The organism is Streptomyces sp. NPDC004435 (assembly GCF_042873895.1).
Lineage (GTDB): Bacteria > Actinomycetota > Actinomycetes > Streptomycetales > Streptomycetaceae > Streptomyces.
The window spans coordinates 52903-67599 of record NZ_JBIAMB010000003.1 but is presented as its reverse complement, the minus strand read 5'-3'; the positions used below and the strand labels follow the sequence as shown (position 1 = coordinate 67599).

The 14697-nt window shown below is 73.8% G+C and carries 15 protein-coding genes; 11 read left to right on the top strand and 4 right to left on the bottom strand.

The features are described from left to right. Nucleotides 1-182: 182 nt before the first annotated feature. From ACFYT9_RS05850 to ACFYT9_RS05815, 8 genes are all read left to right on the top strand, one after another. Nucleotides 183-749: a dihydrofolate reductase family protein gene (locus ACFYT9_RS05850; protein ID WP_387272653.1), complete on the top strand. Its 567-nt coding sequence runs from the start codon at nucleotides 183-185 to the stop codon at nucleotides 747-749. 219 nt (nucleotides 750-968) lie between these two features. Next, the gene (locus ACFYT9_RS05845) at nucleotides 969-2537 is read left to right on the top strand and encodes a flavin-containing monooxygenase (protein WP_389161179.1); all 1569 of its coding nucleotides are present in this window, start codon (nucleotides 969-971) and stop codon (nucleotides 2535-2537) included. Between the two features lie 179 nt (nucleotides 2538-2716). Continuing rightward, nucleotides 2717-3400 carry a hypothetical protein gene (locus ACFYT9_RS05840; RefSeq protein ID WP_389161177.1) on the top strand — a complete coding sequence of 228 codons (684 nt, stop codon included), beginning with the start codon at nucleotides 2717-2719 and terminating at the stop codon, nucleotides 3398-3400. 75 nt (nucleotides 3401-3475) lie between these two features. Continuing rightward, nucleotides 3476-4114, top strand: a complete 639-nt coding sequence (locus ACFYT9_RS05835) for a copper resistance protein CopC (RefSeq protein WP_389161176.1) — start codon at nucleotides 3476-3478, stop codon at nucleotides 4112-4114. Between the two features lie 10 nt (nucleotides 4115-4124). Continuing rightward, a complete protein-coding gene (locus tag ACFYT9_RS05830) occupies nucleotides 4125-6134 on the top strand; it encodes a cytochrome c oxidase assembly protein (protein WP_389161175.1) in 2010 nt (669 codons plus the stop codon). Between the two features lie 81 nt (nucleotides 6135-6215). After that, nucleotides 6216-6881 (top strand): DsbA family protein, encoded by a 666-nt coding sequence (locus ACFYT9_RS05825; RefSeq protein WP_387272643.1) that lies wholly within the window; start codon nucleotides 6216-6218, stop codon nucleotides 6879-6881. Nucleotides 6882-6970: 89 nt separating this feature from the next. Then, nucleotides 6971-7489 (top strand): hypothetical protein, encoded by a 519-nt coding sequence (locus ACFYT9_RS05820; protein ID WP_387272641.1) that lies wholly within the window; start codon nucleotides 6971-6973, stop codon nucleotides 7487-7489. Nucleotides 7490-7688: 199 nt separating this feature from the next. Continuing rightward, on the top strand, nucleotides 7689-9257 hold the full coding sequence (locus ACFYT9_RS05815; RefSeq protein ID WP_389161173.1) for an alpha/beta hydrolase: 1569 nt from the start codon (nucleotides 7689-7691) through the stop codon (nucleotides 9255-9257). Between the two features lie 16 nt (nucleotides 9258-9273). Here ACFYT9_RS05815 and ACFYT9_RS05810 read toward each other — a convergent pair whose 3' ends face one another. From ACFYT9_RS05810 to ACFYT9_RS05795, 4 genes are all read right to left on the bottom strand, one after another. Further along, nucleotides 9274-9903: an NUDIX hydrolase gene (locus tag ACFYT9_RS05810; RefSeq protein ID WP_389161171.1), complete on the bottom strand. Its 630-nt coding sequence runs from the start codon at nucleotides 9901-9903 to the stop codon at nucleotides 9274-9276. Between the two features lie 75 nt (nucleotides 9904-9978). Continuing rightward, the gene (locus ACFYT9_RS05805; protein ID WP_389161651.1) at nucleotides 9979-11373 is read right to left on the bottom strand and encodes an RNA polymerase sigma factor; all 1395 of its coding nucleotides are present in this window, start codon (nucleotides 11371-11373) and stop codon (nucleotides 9979-9981) included. A gap of 8 nt (nucleotides 11374-11381) precedes the next feature. Further along, nucleotides 11382-11789 carry a YciI family protein gene (locus ACFYT9_RS05800; RefSeq protein WP_376597275.1) on the bottom strand — a complete coding sequence of 136 codons (408 nt, stop codon included), beginning with the start codon at nucleotides 11787-11789 and terminating at the stop codon, nucleotides 11382-11384. 116 nt (nucleotides 11790-11905) lie between these two features. Further along, the gene (locus tag ACFYT9_RS05795) at nucleotides 11906-12361 is read right to left on the bottom strand and encodes an Lrp/AsnC family transcriptional regulator (RefSeq protein ID WP_389161170.1); all 456 of its coding nucleotides are present in this window, start codon (nucleotides 12359-12361) and stop codon (nucleotides 11906-11908) included. A gap of 118 nt (nucleotides 12362-12479) precedes the next feature. Here ACFYT9_RS05795 and ACFYT9_RS05790 point away from each other — a divergent pair, with 118 nt between their 5' ends. Genes ACFYT9_RS05790 through ACFYT9_RS05780 form a run of 3 tightly spaced genes read left to right on the top strand, consistent with a single transcriptional unit; the run spans nucleotide 12480 to nucleotide 14668 of the window. Further along, the gene (locus ACFYT9_RS05790) at nucleotides 12480-13097 is read left to right on the top strand and encodes a LysE family translocator (RefSeq protein ID WP_389161169.1); all 618 of its coding nucleotides are present in this window, start codon (nucleotides 12480-12482) and stop codon (nucleotides 13095-13097) included. 54 nt (nucleotides 13098-13151) lie between these two features. After that, the gene (locus tag ACFYT9_RS05785; protein ID WP_389161167.1) at nucleotides 13152-13652 is read left to right on the top strand and encodes a PaaI family thioesterase; all 501 of its coding nucleotides are present in this window, start codon (nucleotides 13152-13154) and stop codon (nucleotides 13650-13652) included. Further along, nucleotides 13649-14668 (top strand): MBL fold metallo-hydrolase, encoded by a 1020-nt coding sequence (locus tag ACFYT9_RS05780; protein ID WP_389161166.1) that lies wholly within the window; start codon nucleotides 13649-13651, stop codon nucleotides 14666-14668. The genes ACFYT9_RS05785 and ACFYT9_RS05780 overlap by 4 nt, the downstream gene beginning before the upstream one ends. Nucleotides 14669-14697: the final 29 nt, after the last annotated feature.

The following is a 14697-nucleotide window of genomic DNA, read 5'->3' as shown; positions in this document are numbered from 1 at the left end:
CCTCCCCGTCGCCCCGCCGCTCGGGTCGCCTCGTGCCTTCGCGGGGTGTGCTGGGCGAGGATTTCGCGGGGGTGTGGTTTGGTGGGGTGGCCCGGCTCGCGCGACCGTGCGGGCCGGAGGAGGTACGCCTGCGGCGGTGGCCGGGGGCGTATGGTCGAGCACGCAACCGAGGTGGTCTTCTGATGCGCAGCGTCACCTACGCCATGGGTGTCTCCCTCGACGGCTACATCAAGGGGCCCGACGGAGGCTTCGACTGGACGGATCCGGACAGCGAGGTGTTCCGGTTCTGGACCGACGAGACCCGCAAGATCGGCGTCCACCTGCTCGGGCGGCGGCTGTACGAGACGATGCTGTACTGGGAGACCGCCGAGCAGGACCCGGCGCTCGACGACGCCTCGCGCGAGTGGGCTGAGCTCTGGAACCCGCTCCCCAAGGTGGTGTTCTCCAGGTCGCTGACCGAGGTCGAGGGCACCAGCGCGCGGCTGGCCTCCGGCGACCTCGCCGAGGAGATCGCCCGGCTGCGGGCCGAGCCGGGGGAGGGCGAGATCGCGATCGGCGGTGCGGCGCTCGCCGCCGAAGCGGCCGCGGCGGACCTGATCGACGAGTACCGGGCCGTGGTCCACCCGGTGCTGGTGGGCGGTGGCACCCCCTTCTTCCCCCACGCCGAACGCCGGGTGGACCTCGAACTCGTCGAGACCCGCACCTTCAGCGAGAAGTTCGTCTACCTCCGGTATCGCGTGGTCCGTTGACGGGACGGCCGTGCGCGTGACGGCCCTCGGCGGGTGCGCGAGGCCCTCGGTCCCGCGACGCCTCCTCGCGGGCCGACCGCGTGCCCGGTGAGGCACCTCCACGGGCGACTGTGCCACGGACTCGGTGTGGGGGACGGGGGTGAACCGCACCATGATCCGCCCCGTTTTTCGGACACTCCGCTGTGGAGCGGATCCCCGCGGTGGCGCATCCTCTTCCCCATGACTTCGTACGAGCCGCAGGAACCGCACGTGGAGCCGGAGCCGCACGTGGAGCTTCGGGACGCCCCGGAACACCTGGACGTCCTCATCGTCGGTGCCGGGATCTCGGGCATCGGCGCCGGCCGCTATCTGCGGCACGGCCACCCGGCCAGGTCGTTCGCGATCCTGGAGGCCCGCGGAGCCTCCGGCGGCACCTGGGACCTCTTCCGCTACCCCGGCATCCGCTCCGACTCCGACCTCTACACGTTCGGGTACGAGTTCAAGCCGTGGCGCGACCGCGAGTCCATCGCCGACGCCTCCCGCGTCCTCTCCTACCTCCGGGAGACCGCCACCGAGAACGGCCTCGACGCGCACATCCGCTACCACCACAAGGTCGTCTCCGCCGCCTGGTCCTCCGCGACCGCACGCTGGACGGTCGGCGTCGAGCGCACCGACCCGGCGACCGGCACGAGCGAGCGGATCGACCTCACCGCCGGGTGGATCTTCTGCGCCACCGGCTACTACCGGTACGACGAGGGATACACCCCGCACTTCGACGGCCGCGACCGCTTCCGCGGACAGATCGTCCACCCCCAGCACTGGCCCGAGGACCTCGACCACCACGGCAAGCGCGTGGTCGTCGTCGGCAGCGGCGCCACCGCCGTCACCCTCGTCCCCGCCCTGGCCGGCGACACGGCGCACATCACCATGCTCCAGCGGACGCCCACGTACATCATGCCCGTCCCGAAGGAGGACAGGCTCGCCCGCCTCCTGCGCGCCGCGCTCGGCGACGAGCGCGGGCACGCCGTGACGCGGCGCAAGAACATCGCCCGGCAGCAGCTCTTCTGGGGCCTCGCCCGCCGCTTCCCGGCCGCGACCAGAAGACTGATCCGCGCGGTGAACGCCCGCCTCCTGCCCGCGGGCTTCCCCGTCGACGAGCACTTCAACCCGCCGTACGACCCGTGGGACCAGCGCCTCTGCGCGGTCCCGGACGGCGACCTGTTCAAGGCCATCAGCGCGGGTAGGGCCTCCGTCGTCACCGACCGGATCACCACCTTCACCGAGGACGGCATCCTCCTCGAATCCGGCCGCGAACTCCCCGCGGACATCGTCGTCACCGCCACCGGACTGAACATCCAGCTCTTCGGCGGCATACGCCTGACTGTGGACGGCACGGACGTCTCACCCGCCGACTCGCTCGTCTACCGGGGCACGATGCTGTCGGGCATCCCGAACCTCAACGTCGCCATCGGCTACACCAACGCCTCCTGGACCCTCAAGGTCGGGCTGCTCTGCGCGTACTTCTGCCGGGTGCTCGCCCACATGGACCGGCACGGTCACGACACCGTCTGGCCCGAGAGCGAGCCGGGCCTGGCCACCCGCCCCATGCTCGACTTCGGCGCCGGGTACGTGCGGCGGGCGCTCGACCGGCTCCCCAAGCAGGGGCCCGACACGCCGTGGGTGACGTCGACCAGCTACCAGAGCGACCGCAGACTGCTCGGCCAGGACGAGGTCGCCGACGGCCACCTCCGCTTCTCCGGCCCGGCCACCCGCACCGAACACCCCCGCCGGGCGGTGAGCGCGAACTGACCCCCGCCCGCCGGCGGAGCATGACGCGGGGGAGGCCGCCCCGCCGCGGCTCCCGCCCGCGGATCGGAGAGGCCGCCCGCCGCCCCCTCCGGCGTACCGGATAGGCTGCCCGGACATCTTCCGGCGCGGTGACGCCGCGAGGACGCCACCCCACCCGGACACCACGAAAGCCCCGGCCGATGTCTCCCCTGCCCCTGACGCACACCACGGCGCGAGCCCGTGGCGTCGGCCGGGGACTGGGGGCCTCCGCAGTCGCGACGCTCACCGTCCTGCTGCCCATGGCCGGTCACCTGCTGACCCAGGGCCACCTGGCACCGTGGGCGCTCCTGGCCGCCCTGCTCGTCGGTCCCGCCGCGGGCGGGTACGTCCTGTCGCGCCGCCGCCTCTCCGACCCCCAGCTGCTCGCCGCGCTCGTCGGCGCGCAGCTCGCCCACCAGCTCGCGTACGCCGTCCCGGGCGTCTGCGCCCTCGCCGGACTCCCCGGCGGCGGGGCGGACGCGGTGGCCGGCCACGTCTCCGCCGCCGGAGCCCCGCCCGAGGCGTTCCTCGCGGGGCACCTGATCACGTTCGTCCTGGCCGTGCGCCTGCTCGGGCTCCCGGAACGGCTGCGCTGGCACACCGAACCCGTACTCGCCGGCGTGGCCGCCGTCCTGAGCTTCCTCTGGCCGCTCCTGATCGTCCGGGGCACCGGCCCCGCCCCGGTGCGCCGGCCCGCCGACGTCCGGCTCCCGCACTCCGCTCTCGTCCCGCAGCCGGTCAACGGCCGGGCCCCGCCGTGCGCCCCGCGTGGTCCCCTCGGCCACGCCTCCCGCCACGACCGGGCCGAGAACCGCCCGTCGCTTCCGTACGCCCTCGCGGCGTAGCCGGGGGCGGGACTCGGCGCTGCCCGACCCGCGTTCGGTCCGAGCCGGGTCCCGCGTAGAGAGCTCCCACCCTCCGTGCACCCTCGACCTCCGCTGCCCCGTGCCGTCCGCGCGACGACACGCGGCTGCATCACCCTGGCCCTGGCCGGTGCGCTCGTCTGGTTCCCGACGACGCCCGCGGCCGCCCACACAGACCTCGTCTCCAGCACTCCCGCCCCGGACGCGTTCCTCGACGCGCCACCGGCGAGCGTCGCCCTGACCTTCAGCGACGAGATGACCGAGCGCTACGCCCAGGTGGCGCTCACCGCGCCCGACGGAACGCCAGCGGGGCAGAGCGGCCCGACGGTCGCCGGAACGTCGGCGACGCTGCCCGTCCGGCCGGGCCTCGGCCCCGGCCGCTACACCGTCGGATACCGGGTGGTCTCGGCCGACGGACACCCCGTGGCCGGTTCGTTCACCTTCACGGTGAAGACGCCGCCGCCCACGCCGCCGACGAGCGCCCCGGCTCCGGCTCGGACGGAGACGAGGCCTTCGGCCCCTGTTCGGACTTTGACCCCGACTCCGAGTTCCACCTCGACCCCGACCCCGACCCCGGACGCGGTGAAGGCGCCGACGCCGCTGTTCTGGAGCGTGGGCGCGGTGGTCGCGGGCGTCGGCGTCGCGGGAGTGGTGGCGGTACGCCGGCGGCGGCGGAGGTCGCGCGATGCCCGCTGACGTATCACGCGTGGCACGTCCGTCCGTGGTCCTCGCCGGGGCCGGTCTCCTCGCCGTCGCCGTGACCGCGGGCACCCTGGGGATGCTCGACGGCGGTACGGCCGCGACACCGCCGGTGCCGGGGATCGCGGACGCGGGCGCGGTGACGGCCCGGGGACTCCCGGTCGCCCGGGTGGTCGGCGACGCCGCGGCGGCCGCGACCGTCGGCGCCTTGCTCATGGCCGCCGTGCTGCTGCCGGGCGGCCGCCGCCTCGGCCGTACCCACCAGTGGTACGTCCTCGCCGCGGTCGTCTCGGCGGTCGTGTGGGCCGCCGCGTCGGCGGCGCTGCTGCTCCTCACGCTGTCGGACCTGTTCGCCCGGCCGGTCGGCGCAGTGCTGGATCCGGCCGTCCTGGCGGACTTCGTCGTGACCGACGCGCGGGGGCGGGCGTACGCGGGGATGGTCGCGGCGGCGGCCGTCGTGGCGACCGTCGGGCTCGGGGTCACGACCGTCCGCTGGGCGAGGGCGACCCTCGTGGTCGCCGTCGCGGGCGTCCTGCCGCCCACCTTCACCGGGCACTCGGCGGCGGCCGCGAACCACGACGCCGCCGTGACGAGCCTGGCCCTGCATGTGGCCGGGGTGGCGGTCTGGGCCGGCGGGCTGGTGTTCCTCGTCGTGGCCGTGCTGCGGCGCGACGCCGGGCTGGCCACCGCCGCCCGGCGCTTCAGCGTCCTGGCGGGCGGCGCCTTCCTCGCGGTCGCGGCGAGCGGTGTCGTCGGCACCGTGGTGCGCCTGCCGTCCTGGACCGCGCTCCTCACCAGCCCGTACGGACTGATGGTCACGGTGAAGGCCTTCGCCCTCGCCGGTCTCGGCGCGCTGGGCCGGTGGCACCGCCGCAGGACGCTGCCCGCCCTCGCCGGTGGCGCCAGGCGGCCCTTCCTGAGGATCGCGGCGGGCGAGGTGGTCCTCATGGCCGCGGCGCTCGGGCTGGCCGTCGCCCTCTCCCGTACCCCTCCGCCCGACACCGGAGCCGTCCCGCGCACCCCCGCGGAGGAACTCCTCGGCTTCCCCATGCCGCCCCCGCTCGGGGGCTTTCCCTGGACGCCCCTGTTCACCGAGTGGCACTTCGACCCGCTGTTCGCCTTCGGCACGGCCGCGGCCGCGCTGCTCTACGCCGCAGGGGTACGCAGGCTGCGCGCCCGCGGTGACGCCTGGCCGGTCGGCAGGACCCTCGCGTGGATGGCCGGCCTGGCCGTCACCGTGCTCGCGACGATGAGCGGACTGGCCGTCTACGGCAAGGTCATGATGAGCGTCCACATGGGCCAGCACATGATCCTGGCGATGACCGTCCCCATCCTCCTCGTCCTCGGCGCACCGGCCACCCTCGCCCTGCGCACCCTGCCCACCGCCCCCGTGTCGGGCCCCGACGGGGCGCGTGAACTCCTGGTCCGACTGCTGCACAGCCGGTACGTCAAGGTGCTCTCGCACCCGGTGGCCGCGAGCGCCCTGTTCATCGGCAGTGCCTTCGCCGTCTACCACACCTCGCTGTTCGAGACGCTGATGCGCAGCCATCTCGGGCACATGGTGATGCTGGTCCACTTCCTCGCGGCGGGGCTGCTGTTCTTCTGGGTGATCATCGGCATCGATCCGGGGCCGCGCAGGCCACCGCACCTGGGCCGGCTCTTCGTGCTCATCCTCACCATGCCGTTCCACTCCTGGTTCAGCATCTCCCTGATGAGCTCCGTCGCCGTGATCGGCGAGAGCTGGTGGGCCGACCTCGCCCGCCCCTGGGGTCCGTCCCTCCTCGACGACCAGTACAACGGCGGTGCGATCGCCTGGGCGACCGGGGACATCCCCGTCCTGATCACCACGATCATCCTGGCCGTGCAATGGGTCCGCTCGGACGCCCGGGAGGCCAGACGCGTCGACCGGCAGATCGACCGCGGCGACGACAAGGACCCGCTGGCCGCCTACAACGCCTACCTCGCGGCCCTCCACGCCCGAGACCGCCCCCGCCCCGGCACCCGCGCGCGCCCCTGACCCCGGCCCTGACCGACCCCGATTCCTACCCCTTCCGATCCCCCGACTCAGATTCCCCCGTCACCCCACACCCGAGGCATCATGACCAAGCTGCAGAAGAACCTTCTCGCCGTCGGCGTCCTCCTCGCCGCGCTCGCCGCCGCGTTCGGCTCCTTCCTCCTCTTCGCACCCCAGGACGACACCACGGCCCTCGGCACCGAGCCCGCCGTGGACGCCCGCGCCGTCCGGGACACCAGCCACCGGCTGACCTCGCCGAAGAACAGCGAACTGACGATCGTCGAGTTCCTCGACTTCGAGTGCGAGGGCTGCGGAGCCGTGTACCCGACGGTGGAGCGGCTGAGGAGCGAGTACGGGGACCGGGTGACCTTCGTCGCCCGCTACTTCCCCATGCCCGGCCACCACAACAGCACCACCGCCGCCCTCGCCGTCGAAGCGGCGGCCCAGCAGGGCGAGTTCGAGACCATGTACGCGAAGCTGTTCGCCACCCAGAAGGAGTGGGGCGAGTCGAAGGAGTCCAAGGCGGCCCTCTTCCGCACCTACGCCGAAGCCCTGGGCCTGGACATGGCCCGGTACGACACCGCCCTGAAGGCGCCCGCCACCCTCCAGCGGATCAAGGCCGACCAGCAGGACGGTCTCGGCCTCGGCGTCCAGGGCACGCCGACGTTCTTCATCGACGGCATGAGGATCCAACTGCCTCAGTCTTATGAGGAGTTCAGGGCGGTGATCGACGCGAAGCTCGCGCGGTGACCTCGCCCGCCACCTGACGATCCCCCGACCGCGCGATCGGGGGAGTCGGCCTCTTCCCCACGAGGCAGGGCGCGTTGGAGGATCTGCCCATGACTCAGTACGCATCCGACGCCCCCGCCGACGCGGCCGGCGCCTACCTGGCGGCTCTCCACGAGCGGCTGACGGCCGACGGCTGCACGGTGACGTCCACGGAGTGGAACGGCGCCCCGGTCGTGGCCGCCCAACGGGCGGACCGCAAGGCCCGGTGGTTCGGGACGAAGTCCGAGCTGTTCATCCTGGCCGCGGCCGTCCCCCAGGTGGACGTCGCCACCCTGGAGGCGTTCACCGTGTGGTCCATGAGCCGGGCGAAGAGCCTGCGCGGCGGCATACCGGGCGCCCGCAACGTGACCCTCGTGCTCCCGGCGCTGGTCAGCGCACACGTTCAGCCGGCGGCGGCGCAGTGGGCCGCGTACGACGCCCGGACCGTCGACACGAGCGTCGTCAGCCGCCCCCTCACCGTCGAGGCGACCCCGAACGCCGTCCGGACGGCGATGTACCGGGGCCGGACGGTGTGGGGCGGACTCTTCACGAAGCACGTCCTCCAGAAGGCGAGCCTGTACTTCCCCTGACGAAGCGCCTGTCGGCGCGGTGGCGACTCGGCCGGCGGGCTCGCCGGAGATTGAGTGATCGGAGGGGGTGGTCGGAGGGAGTGGTCGGAGGGGGTGGCCGGAGGGGGTGGTCGGAGGAGGGATGGTCGGGTTGGCCTCACCCTCGATCGGCCCGGTGGCCGGATGCCCCCGGCACGGTGCCGGACGGCAGGCTTCAGGCATGACAACACACCGCGTACGTACCTCACTTGCCGCCTCCTTCCTCTCCGTCGCCGCCCTCGCCGCCTCCGGCCTCGTCGCCGGCGGAGGTTCCGCGAGCGCCGCCGGGACCACCCCCGGAGCTCGGGCCGGGAGCACGATCGGCCCGGCCGCCGCCTCCGCCGGTGGCGCGCTGCGGTGGGGCGACTGCGCCGCCTCCGTCAAGGCGGCCGACGGGCAGCGGTGCGCCACGCTCTCCGTGCCGCTCGACCACGCCGACCCCGCCGGCCCCCGCATCGACCTCGCCGTCTCGCGGCTGCCCAGCACGCGGCCGGAGGCGCGTCGCGGGACCCTGTTCGTGATCCCCGGCGGGCCCGGAGGCTCCGGAGTGCAGCGGCTCGCGCAGAAGGGAGCGGCGCTCGCGGAGGAGACCGGCGGGGCGTACGACCTGGTGGCCCTCGATCCGCGCGGGGTCGGCGGCTCGGCCAAGGCACGGTGCGGGCTGGCCGAGGAGGACCGGTGGATGGTGACCCTGCGGTCCTGGCCCGCCGCCGACGGGTCGATCGGCTCCAACGTCGAGCGGGCACGCCGGATCGCCGACGCGTGCGCCCGCAACGGCGGCGCCATGCTGCGGAGCCTCACCACCGCCAACCAGGTACGGGACATGGAGCTGCTGCGCCAGGCGCTCGGCGAGAAGAAGGTGTCGGCGTGGGCGACCTCGTACGGGACGTACGTCGCCGCCCGCTATGCGCAGGAGTACCCGCGACGCACCGACCGCTGGGTCCTGGACAGCAGCGCCGACCCTGACCCGCGCCGGGTCGCCAACGGCTGGCTCGCCGACATGGCGAAGGGCGCCGAGGACCGCTTCCCGGACTTCGCGGCCTGGGCCTCCCACCCGGACCGGCAGGCGGAAGGGCTGCGGCTGGCCGACTCTCCGGAGGAGGTACGCGGGCTCGTGCTCGACCTCGCCGCCCGGCTCGACCGGGCGCCCCGCCCCACCGCAGTCCCCGGCGCCCAGCTCACCGGCGCCTCCTTCCGGCAGGCGCTCCAGCTCGCCCTCTACTCCGACGCGGCCTTCCCCGGCTTCGCGCGCCTCGTGGGCCAGGCCCTCGACCCGAAGGCCGTGCCCGCGCTGCCGCCCGAGCTGTCCGGGGCGATGCCCGACGAGGCCGCGGCGATCACGGTGGGCGTGATCTGCAACGACGTCGACTGGCCCCGCTCCGTACCGGCGTACGCCCGGGCGGTCGCCGCCGACCGGGCCCGGCACCCGCTCACCGGCGGCATGCCCGTCAACATCACGCCCTGCGCCTTCTGGAAGGGCGGGGCGGTGGAGAAGCCGGTCCGCCTCACCGACGACGGCCCCTCGAACATCCTGATGATCCAGAACCTGCGGGACCCCGCCAACCCGCACTCCTCCGGCCTGAAGATGCGCAAGGCGCTCGGCGACCGCGCCCGCCTGGTGTCGGTCGACCGAGGCGGTCACGGCGTGTACCTGCTCGCCGCGGGCGGCACCGGAAACGCCTGCGGCGACCGCACCGTCACCCGCTTCCTGACGACGGGCGAGCGCCCGGCCACCGACGTGCGGTGCTGAGCACTCCCGAGGTCGGTCAGGTCTGAACGCCGGCTCGTGTGCTGGTTCGCGCGTGCCGGAGTTTGCGGGTGAAGCGGTGCATGTGGGGGTCGAGGAGTTCGCCCGGTTCCTGGAGGACCTGCTCCTCGGTCAGCCACCGGATCGCCGTGAGCTCGCCCTCGTCGTAGGTGGTGACGGAGTCGGCGGTGGCGTCGAGGACGTACCAGAGGGAGACGTCGGTGTGGGCGCCTTCCCCGCCGCGTGTCCTCGTGACGGTGAGGAAGAGCGGACGCCGGCCGGTGACCGGCGAAGCCGTGGCCTGGATGTCCAGTTCCTCCCGGCATTCACGGACCACCGTGTCCCACGGGTCCTCGTCCGGATCGACGTGTCCGCCGGCGGGCAGCCACAGCCCCGCCTTGCGATGGGCGACGAGCAGCAATCGGCCGCGCTCCTCGTCACGGACCACGAAGTAGCAGACCAGGTGCATCGGCGGGACGTCCGGCTTGCGCACCCGGTAGAGCGGGGCTCCGCCGGCGATCCACTCCGCGGCGGTCTTCAGATGGGCCCGTTCCAGGTCGTCCCAGGGATCGATGGCGCCGACCAGGTCCGACAGACGGGCGCGCGCCGGTTCGGCGGGGTGGGTGAGCGGGGGGTCGATGGCTGTCACCCGGCCATCGTGTCAGGGGGCACTGACAGGCGAGGGAGGCCGGAGGCGGGAGGGGGGGCTTGGGCGGGGGAGGCGTCAGGCTTGCCGCCGGTGGGTGTTGAGACGGGCGGCCTGGCGGGTGAGGTGGTCGCGTTCCGCGAGGTCGGGGGCCTTGTGGGCCGCTTCGGCGTACAGGCGCGCCGCCGTCGTCAGGTCGCCGGCGCGTTCGTGGAGGTACGCGGCCACCGCGGCGTGGCGGGGGAGCGAGGCGTCCAGAGCGGCGAGGGCCGCCAGGCCGGCGCGGGGGCCGTCGGCCTCTCCGACGGCGACAGCGCGGTTGAGACGGACGACGGGGTTGTCGGTGAGGCGGACCAGCTCGTCGTACCACTCGACGATCTGCACCCAGTCCGTCTCCCCGGCGGTGGGCGCGTCGGCGTGGAGGGCGGCGACGGCGGCCTGTGCCTGGAACTCGCCCAGCCGGTCGCGCGCGAGAGCCGCCTGGAGGATCCAGACGCCCTCGGCGATCAAGCCGGTGTCCCAGCGGCTCCGGTCCTGCTCGGCGAGCGGCACCAGACTTCCGTCGCTCGTGGTCCGCGCGGCGCGCCGCGCGTGGTGGAGGAGCATCAGAGCGAGGAGCCCCGCCACCTCGGGGTGGTCGATGCGCGCCGCGAGCTGCCGGGTGAGCCGTATCGCCTCCGCGGAGAGGTCGACGTCGCCGGAGTACCCCTCGTTGAACACGAGATAGAGGACGCGCAGGACGGTGGCGACGTCGCCCGGCCGGTCGAAGCGCACCCCGGAGACGGTGCGCTTGGCCCGGCTGATGCGCTGCGCCATCGTCGCCTCGGGGACCAGGTACGCGCGGGCGATCTGGCGCGTGGTCAGGCCGCCGACGGCGCGCAGGGTGAGCGCGACCGCCGAGGCCGGTGTCAGGGACGGGTGGGCGCAGAGGAAGTACAGCTGAAGCGTGTCGTCCACCGCCGGAACCGGTCCCGGCGCCGGCTCCTCCTCGACCCGGTCCTCCCGCCGCCTGCGGGCCGCGTCGGAGCGTGTCGTGTCGAGGAACTTGTGCCAGGCGACGGTGATCAGCCAGCCCTTGGGATCGCGCAGCGGGTCGCTCCCGCTCGTAGGAGGTGGAGGGCTCGGCGTGGTGGAGGGGGCGGCGGGGGAGGGGACGGGGCCCGTGCGGCCCGAGGGGCCTGCGGGGTCGGTTCCGGCCGGAGGCGCGGCGGGGGCCGAGCGGGCCGGGTCCGCGCCGATCGGGGCCGGCCCGGTCGGGTCCGGTCCGGCGGGAGCCGACCCGGTCGAAGCTGACCCGGTCGATGCCGGTCCGGCCGGGTCTTCCGCGGCCGGGGAAGGCCCCGTCGCACCGAGCCGGAGTGCTTCCACCAAGGCGTCCTGCACGGCGTCCTCCGCCGCCGCGAAGTCGGCTCCGCGGCGGACGAGGACGGCGAGGACGCTCGGCGTGAGGCTTCTGAGCAGGGCCTCGTCCATCGGAGGTGTCACTCCGTGATGGTGGGCGGCGCGGTGTAGAACGGGCGCAGCTCCAGCCACTCGTGGATCGGCCTGCCTCCCGCCCCGGGGGCGGCCGACAGCTCCCCGGCCAGCTCGACGGCGCGCTCGTAGCTGTCGACGTCGATGATCATCCAGCCGGCGATGAGGTCCTTCGTCTCCGCGAACGGTCCGTCGGTGACCGGCGGGCGCCCCTCGCCGTCGTAGCGGACCCACGCGCCCTCCGGGGCGAGCGCCTGCCCGTCCACGAACTCGCCGGTCTTCTCCAGCCGGGACGCGAAGTCGCTCATGTACTGCATGTGAGCGGTGATCTCGTCCGGGCTCCACTGGTCCATCGGCACGTCGTTCACCGCGGCCGGGGCGCCTCGGTAGTGCTTCAGCAGCAGGTACTTGGCCATGGTGCTCTCCTCGGTGCTGTCGCGACCCATTCTGGTCGCGTTCACCCCGGGGACGAAGCAGGACGCGGATTCTCGACATCCTCGCCCGAACTTTTTCGGGAGTTCGACGACAGGCCCTAGTTCTCGGGCAGGGGACGGCCGTCGATGACGTTCTTCATCACCAGGGTGGAGGTCAGGCGCTGGACGCCGGGCAGCCGGGCCAGGCGCTCGTCGTAGAGCCGCTGGAAGGCGGTCAGGTCGGCGGTGGCGACCCGCAGGAGGTAGTCGGGCTCACCGAAGAGGCGCTGGGCCTGGAGGACGTGCGGGACGGCGGCCACGGCCTCCTCGAAGGCTGTCACGGTGTCGGGGGTCTCCCAGCGCAGGGTGGCGAAGACGAGGGCCTCGAAGTCCAGGCCGAGCGCGGCGGGGTCGACGACGGCGCGGTAGCCGCGGATCGCGCCCTCGCGTTCGAGATCGCGCAGCCTGCGGTGGCAGGGCGAGACGCTGAGCTTCACGCGGGCGGCCAGTTCGGTGATGGTGAGACGGCCGTCCTGCTGCAGCTCGGTAAGAATCTTCCGGTCAAGTGCGTCCATGGAGAAGATTCTCCCTCAGGAGGGACGATCCTGGGGTAAAGACGCAAACACCTTCGGGCCTGTTCCGCCTAGCGTTCCCTCGCAGAGCAAGAGATGTACGAGAGGGAACGAACCGACGATGGACACGACGACTCTGGCGGCCTTCCTGGCGGTGGACCTGCTCCTGGTCTTCACCCCGGGCGCGGACTGGGCGTACGCGATCTCCGCCGGACTGCGCGACCGCTCCGTCGTGCCGGCGGTCGCGGGCCTGCTGACCGGGCACGCGGCGTACGCGCTCGTGGCCGTCGCGGGGGTCGCCGTGATCGTGGCCGGCTCCCCGGGGGCTCTCACCGCCCTCACCGTCGCGGGCGCCGGCTACCTCCTGTGGCTCGGTTGGGGCGTCCTGCGTCAGCCGGTCACGCCCACCGCGGCGGGGCGCGGGACGGAGACGTCCGCCTTGCGCGCCCTGCTCAAGGGGGCCGGGACCAGTGGTCTCAACCCCAAGGCGCTGCTGCTGTACTTCTCGCTCTTCCCGCAGTTCATCGACCCGGTGACCGGCTGGCCGGTCGCCGCGCAGACCGGGCTGCTCAGCACCATGCACCTGACCGTCTGCGCCGTCGTCTACCTCGCGGTCGGCGTCCTGGCCCGTACGGTCCTCACCACCCGGCCCTCGGCCGCCCGGGTCGTCACCCGGGTCAGCGGTGCCATGATGATCGTCATCGGTGCCCTCCTGCTGGTGGAACGCCTGACCGGCTGAGGACCCGTCCCGCTCCACGCTCCACCCGTACACGGACCCGAGGAGAGCGCCTACGTGGCACAGCAGCCGGAGACCCCGCCGGAGCCGCAGGCGGGCGAGCGGCACGACGAACAGGCGAGCCCCGCGGTACGCAGGGGCGTCCGGGAGAGCGCAGACCGTCAGGGCCTCAGGGCCCATCTCGGCGCCCGCCTCGCCCGCACCGGCCCCGGGCGCGGGCTCCTCGTGCTGCCCTCCTGCCCCGAGGCGACCCGGAAACACGGCCACGGCCACGTCCGCGCCACCAGCTCCCGCGCGGACAGCGCGGGCGGCGCGGGCGGCTGCGTGGCGCTCACGCTCCTCGACGAGGATCCGGACGTCCTCACCGTCGAGTACAAGATCAACTTCCTCGCGCCCGCCGCGGGGGACCACCTCGAAGCGGTCGGCACCGTCGTCAGGTCCGGACGCACCCTGACTCTCTGCCGACCGGAGGTGTACGGGGTCCGGGCCGACGGCTCCCGGAAGCCCCCCGCCAACGGGCGGCAGACCCTCATCCGCGTCGACAGGAGCGCCGAGTGAGCCCGCAGCCGACCCCTTACCCTTCCCCTTCTTCCTCCCAGGTCCCTCCGGCTCTGCCGCCGTGGCTGACCTGGTGGGAGCGGCCTTTTCCCGACGCCAACACACTGTTCCTGCCCGGACGGCACCCCGCCCTCGTCGACACCGGCTTCGTCGGCCACGCCGAGGAGACCGCCGCCTGGGTCCGGGCGCGGACCGGGCACGTCGATCTGGTCGTGAACACCCACTGGCACTCCGACCACGTCGGCGCCAACGCCCTCTTCCAGGCACACGGCGCCGGCATCGCGGCCGGCGCGCCCGAGGCGGAGGCGATCTCCCGTCGCGACCCCGGCTGCTGCTCGGCCGAGTACCTCGACCAGCCCGTCGCCCCGTACACGGTGGACCTCGCGCTCGGCGACGGGCAGGTCCTCCGCCTCGGGGACGCCGACTGGGAAGTCGTCCGCACCCCCGGTCACACCCCGGGCCACCTGGCGCTGTGGGAGCCGGAGGAGCGACTGCTGGTCGTCGGGGACGCGCTGTCGGACTACGACGTCGGCTGGGTGAACCTCGCCCTCGACGGTCCCGGCGCGGCCGCCACCGCGCTCGCCTCCCTCAAGCGGCTGGCCGACCTCGACCCGCGGGTGATCCTCCCCTCCCACGGCCCCGTCCCCGCCGACCCCGGTGCGACCCTCGGCGCCGCCCTGCGCCGTGCCCGGCGGCTCGTCGACGACCCGGACGGCGCGGTCTGGTACGGCGCGCGGAGGATCTTCGCCTTCGCGCTGATGATCCGCGGGGGAGTCCCGGCCGACGAGGTCGAGTCGTACCTGCACGCGCGCGCGTGGCTGACCGATGCCGCCAGGCTCCTCGCGCGTACGCCGGAGGCCCTCGCGGAGGAACTGGTCACCACCATGCTGCGCAGCGGCGCCATCGTCCGGCGTGACGACCGCCTCCACGCCGCCGCGGACCACACTCCCGTACGCCCCGAAGCACTGCGGGTTCCGTACCCCCGGGCCTGGCCCGCCTCGGCGCGGGGTGCGTAGCGCTCGCGGGGCGGGCGCGGCGGGCGGGG

Excerpts from the sequence above, each read along its gene's own strand:
- ACFYT9_RS05850 (WP_387272653.1), top strand. The coding sequence starts at position 183 with ATGCGCAGCGTCACCTACGCCATGGGTGTCTCCCTCGACGGCTACATC.
- ACFYT9_RS05845 (WP_389161179.1), top strand. The coding sequence starts at position 969 with ATGACTTCGTACGAGCCGCAGGAACCGCACGTGGAGCCGGAGCCGCAC.
- ACFYT9_RS05840 (WP_389161177.1), top strand. The coding sequence starts at position 2,717 with ATGTCTCCCCTGCCCCTGACGCACACCACGGCGCGAGCCCGTGGCGTC.
- ACFYT9_RS05825 (WP_387272643.1), top strand. The coding sequence starts at position 6,216 with ATGACCAAGCTGCAGAAGAACCTTCTCGCCGTCGGCGTCCTCCTCGCC.
- ACFYT9_RS05820 (WP_387272641.1), top strand. The coding sequence starts at position 6,971 with ATGACTCAGTACGCATCCGACGCCCCCGCCGACGCGGCCGGCGCCTAC.
- ACFYT9_RS05815 (WP_389161173.1), top strand. The coding sequence starts at position 7,689 with ATGACAACACACCGCGTACGTACCTCACTTGCCGCCTCCTTCCTCTCC.
- ACFYT9_RS05805 (WP_389161651.1), bottom strand. The coding sequence starts at position 11,373 with ATGGACGAGGCCCTGCTCAGAAGCCTCACGCCGAGCGTCCTCGCCGTC.
- ACFYT9_RS05800 (WP_376597275.1), bottom strand. The coding sequence starts at position 11,789 with ATGGCCAAGTACCTGCTGCTGAAGCACTACCGAGGCGCCCCGGCCGCG.
- ACFYT9_RS05795 (WP_389161170.1), bottom strand. The coding sequence starts at position 12,361 with ATGGACGCACTTGACCGGAAGATTCTTACCGAGCTGCAGCAGGACGGC.
- ACFYT9_RS05790 (WP_389161169.1), top strand. The coding sequence starts at position 12,480 with ATGGACACGACGACTCTGGCGGCCTTCCTGGCGGTGGACCTGCTCCTG.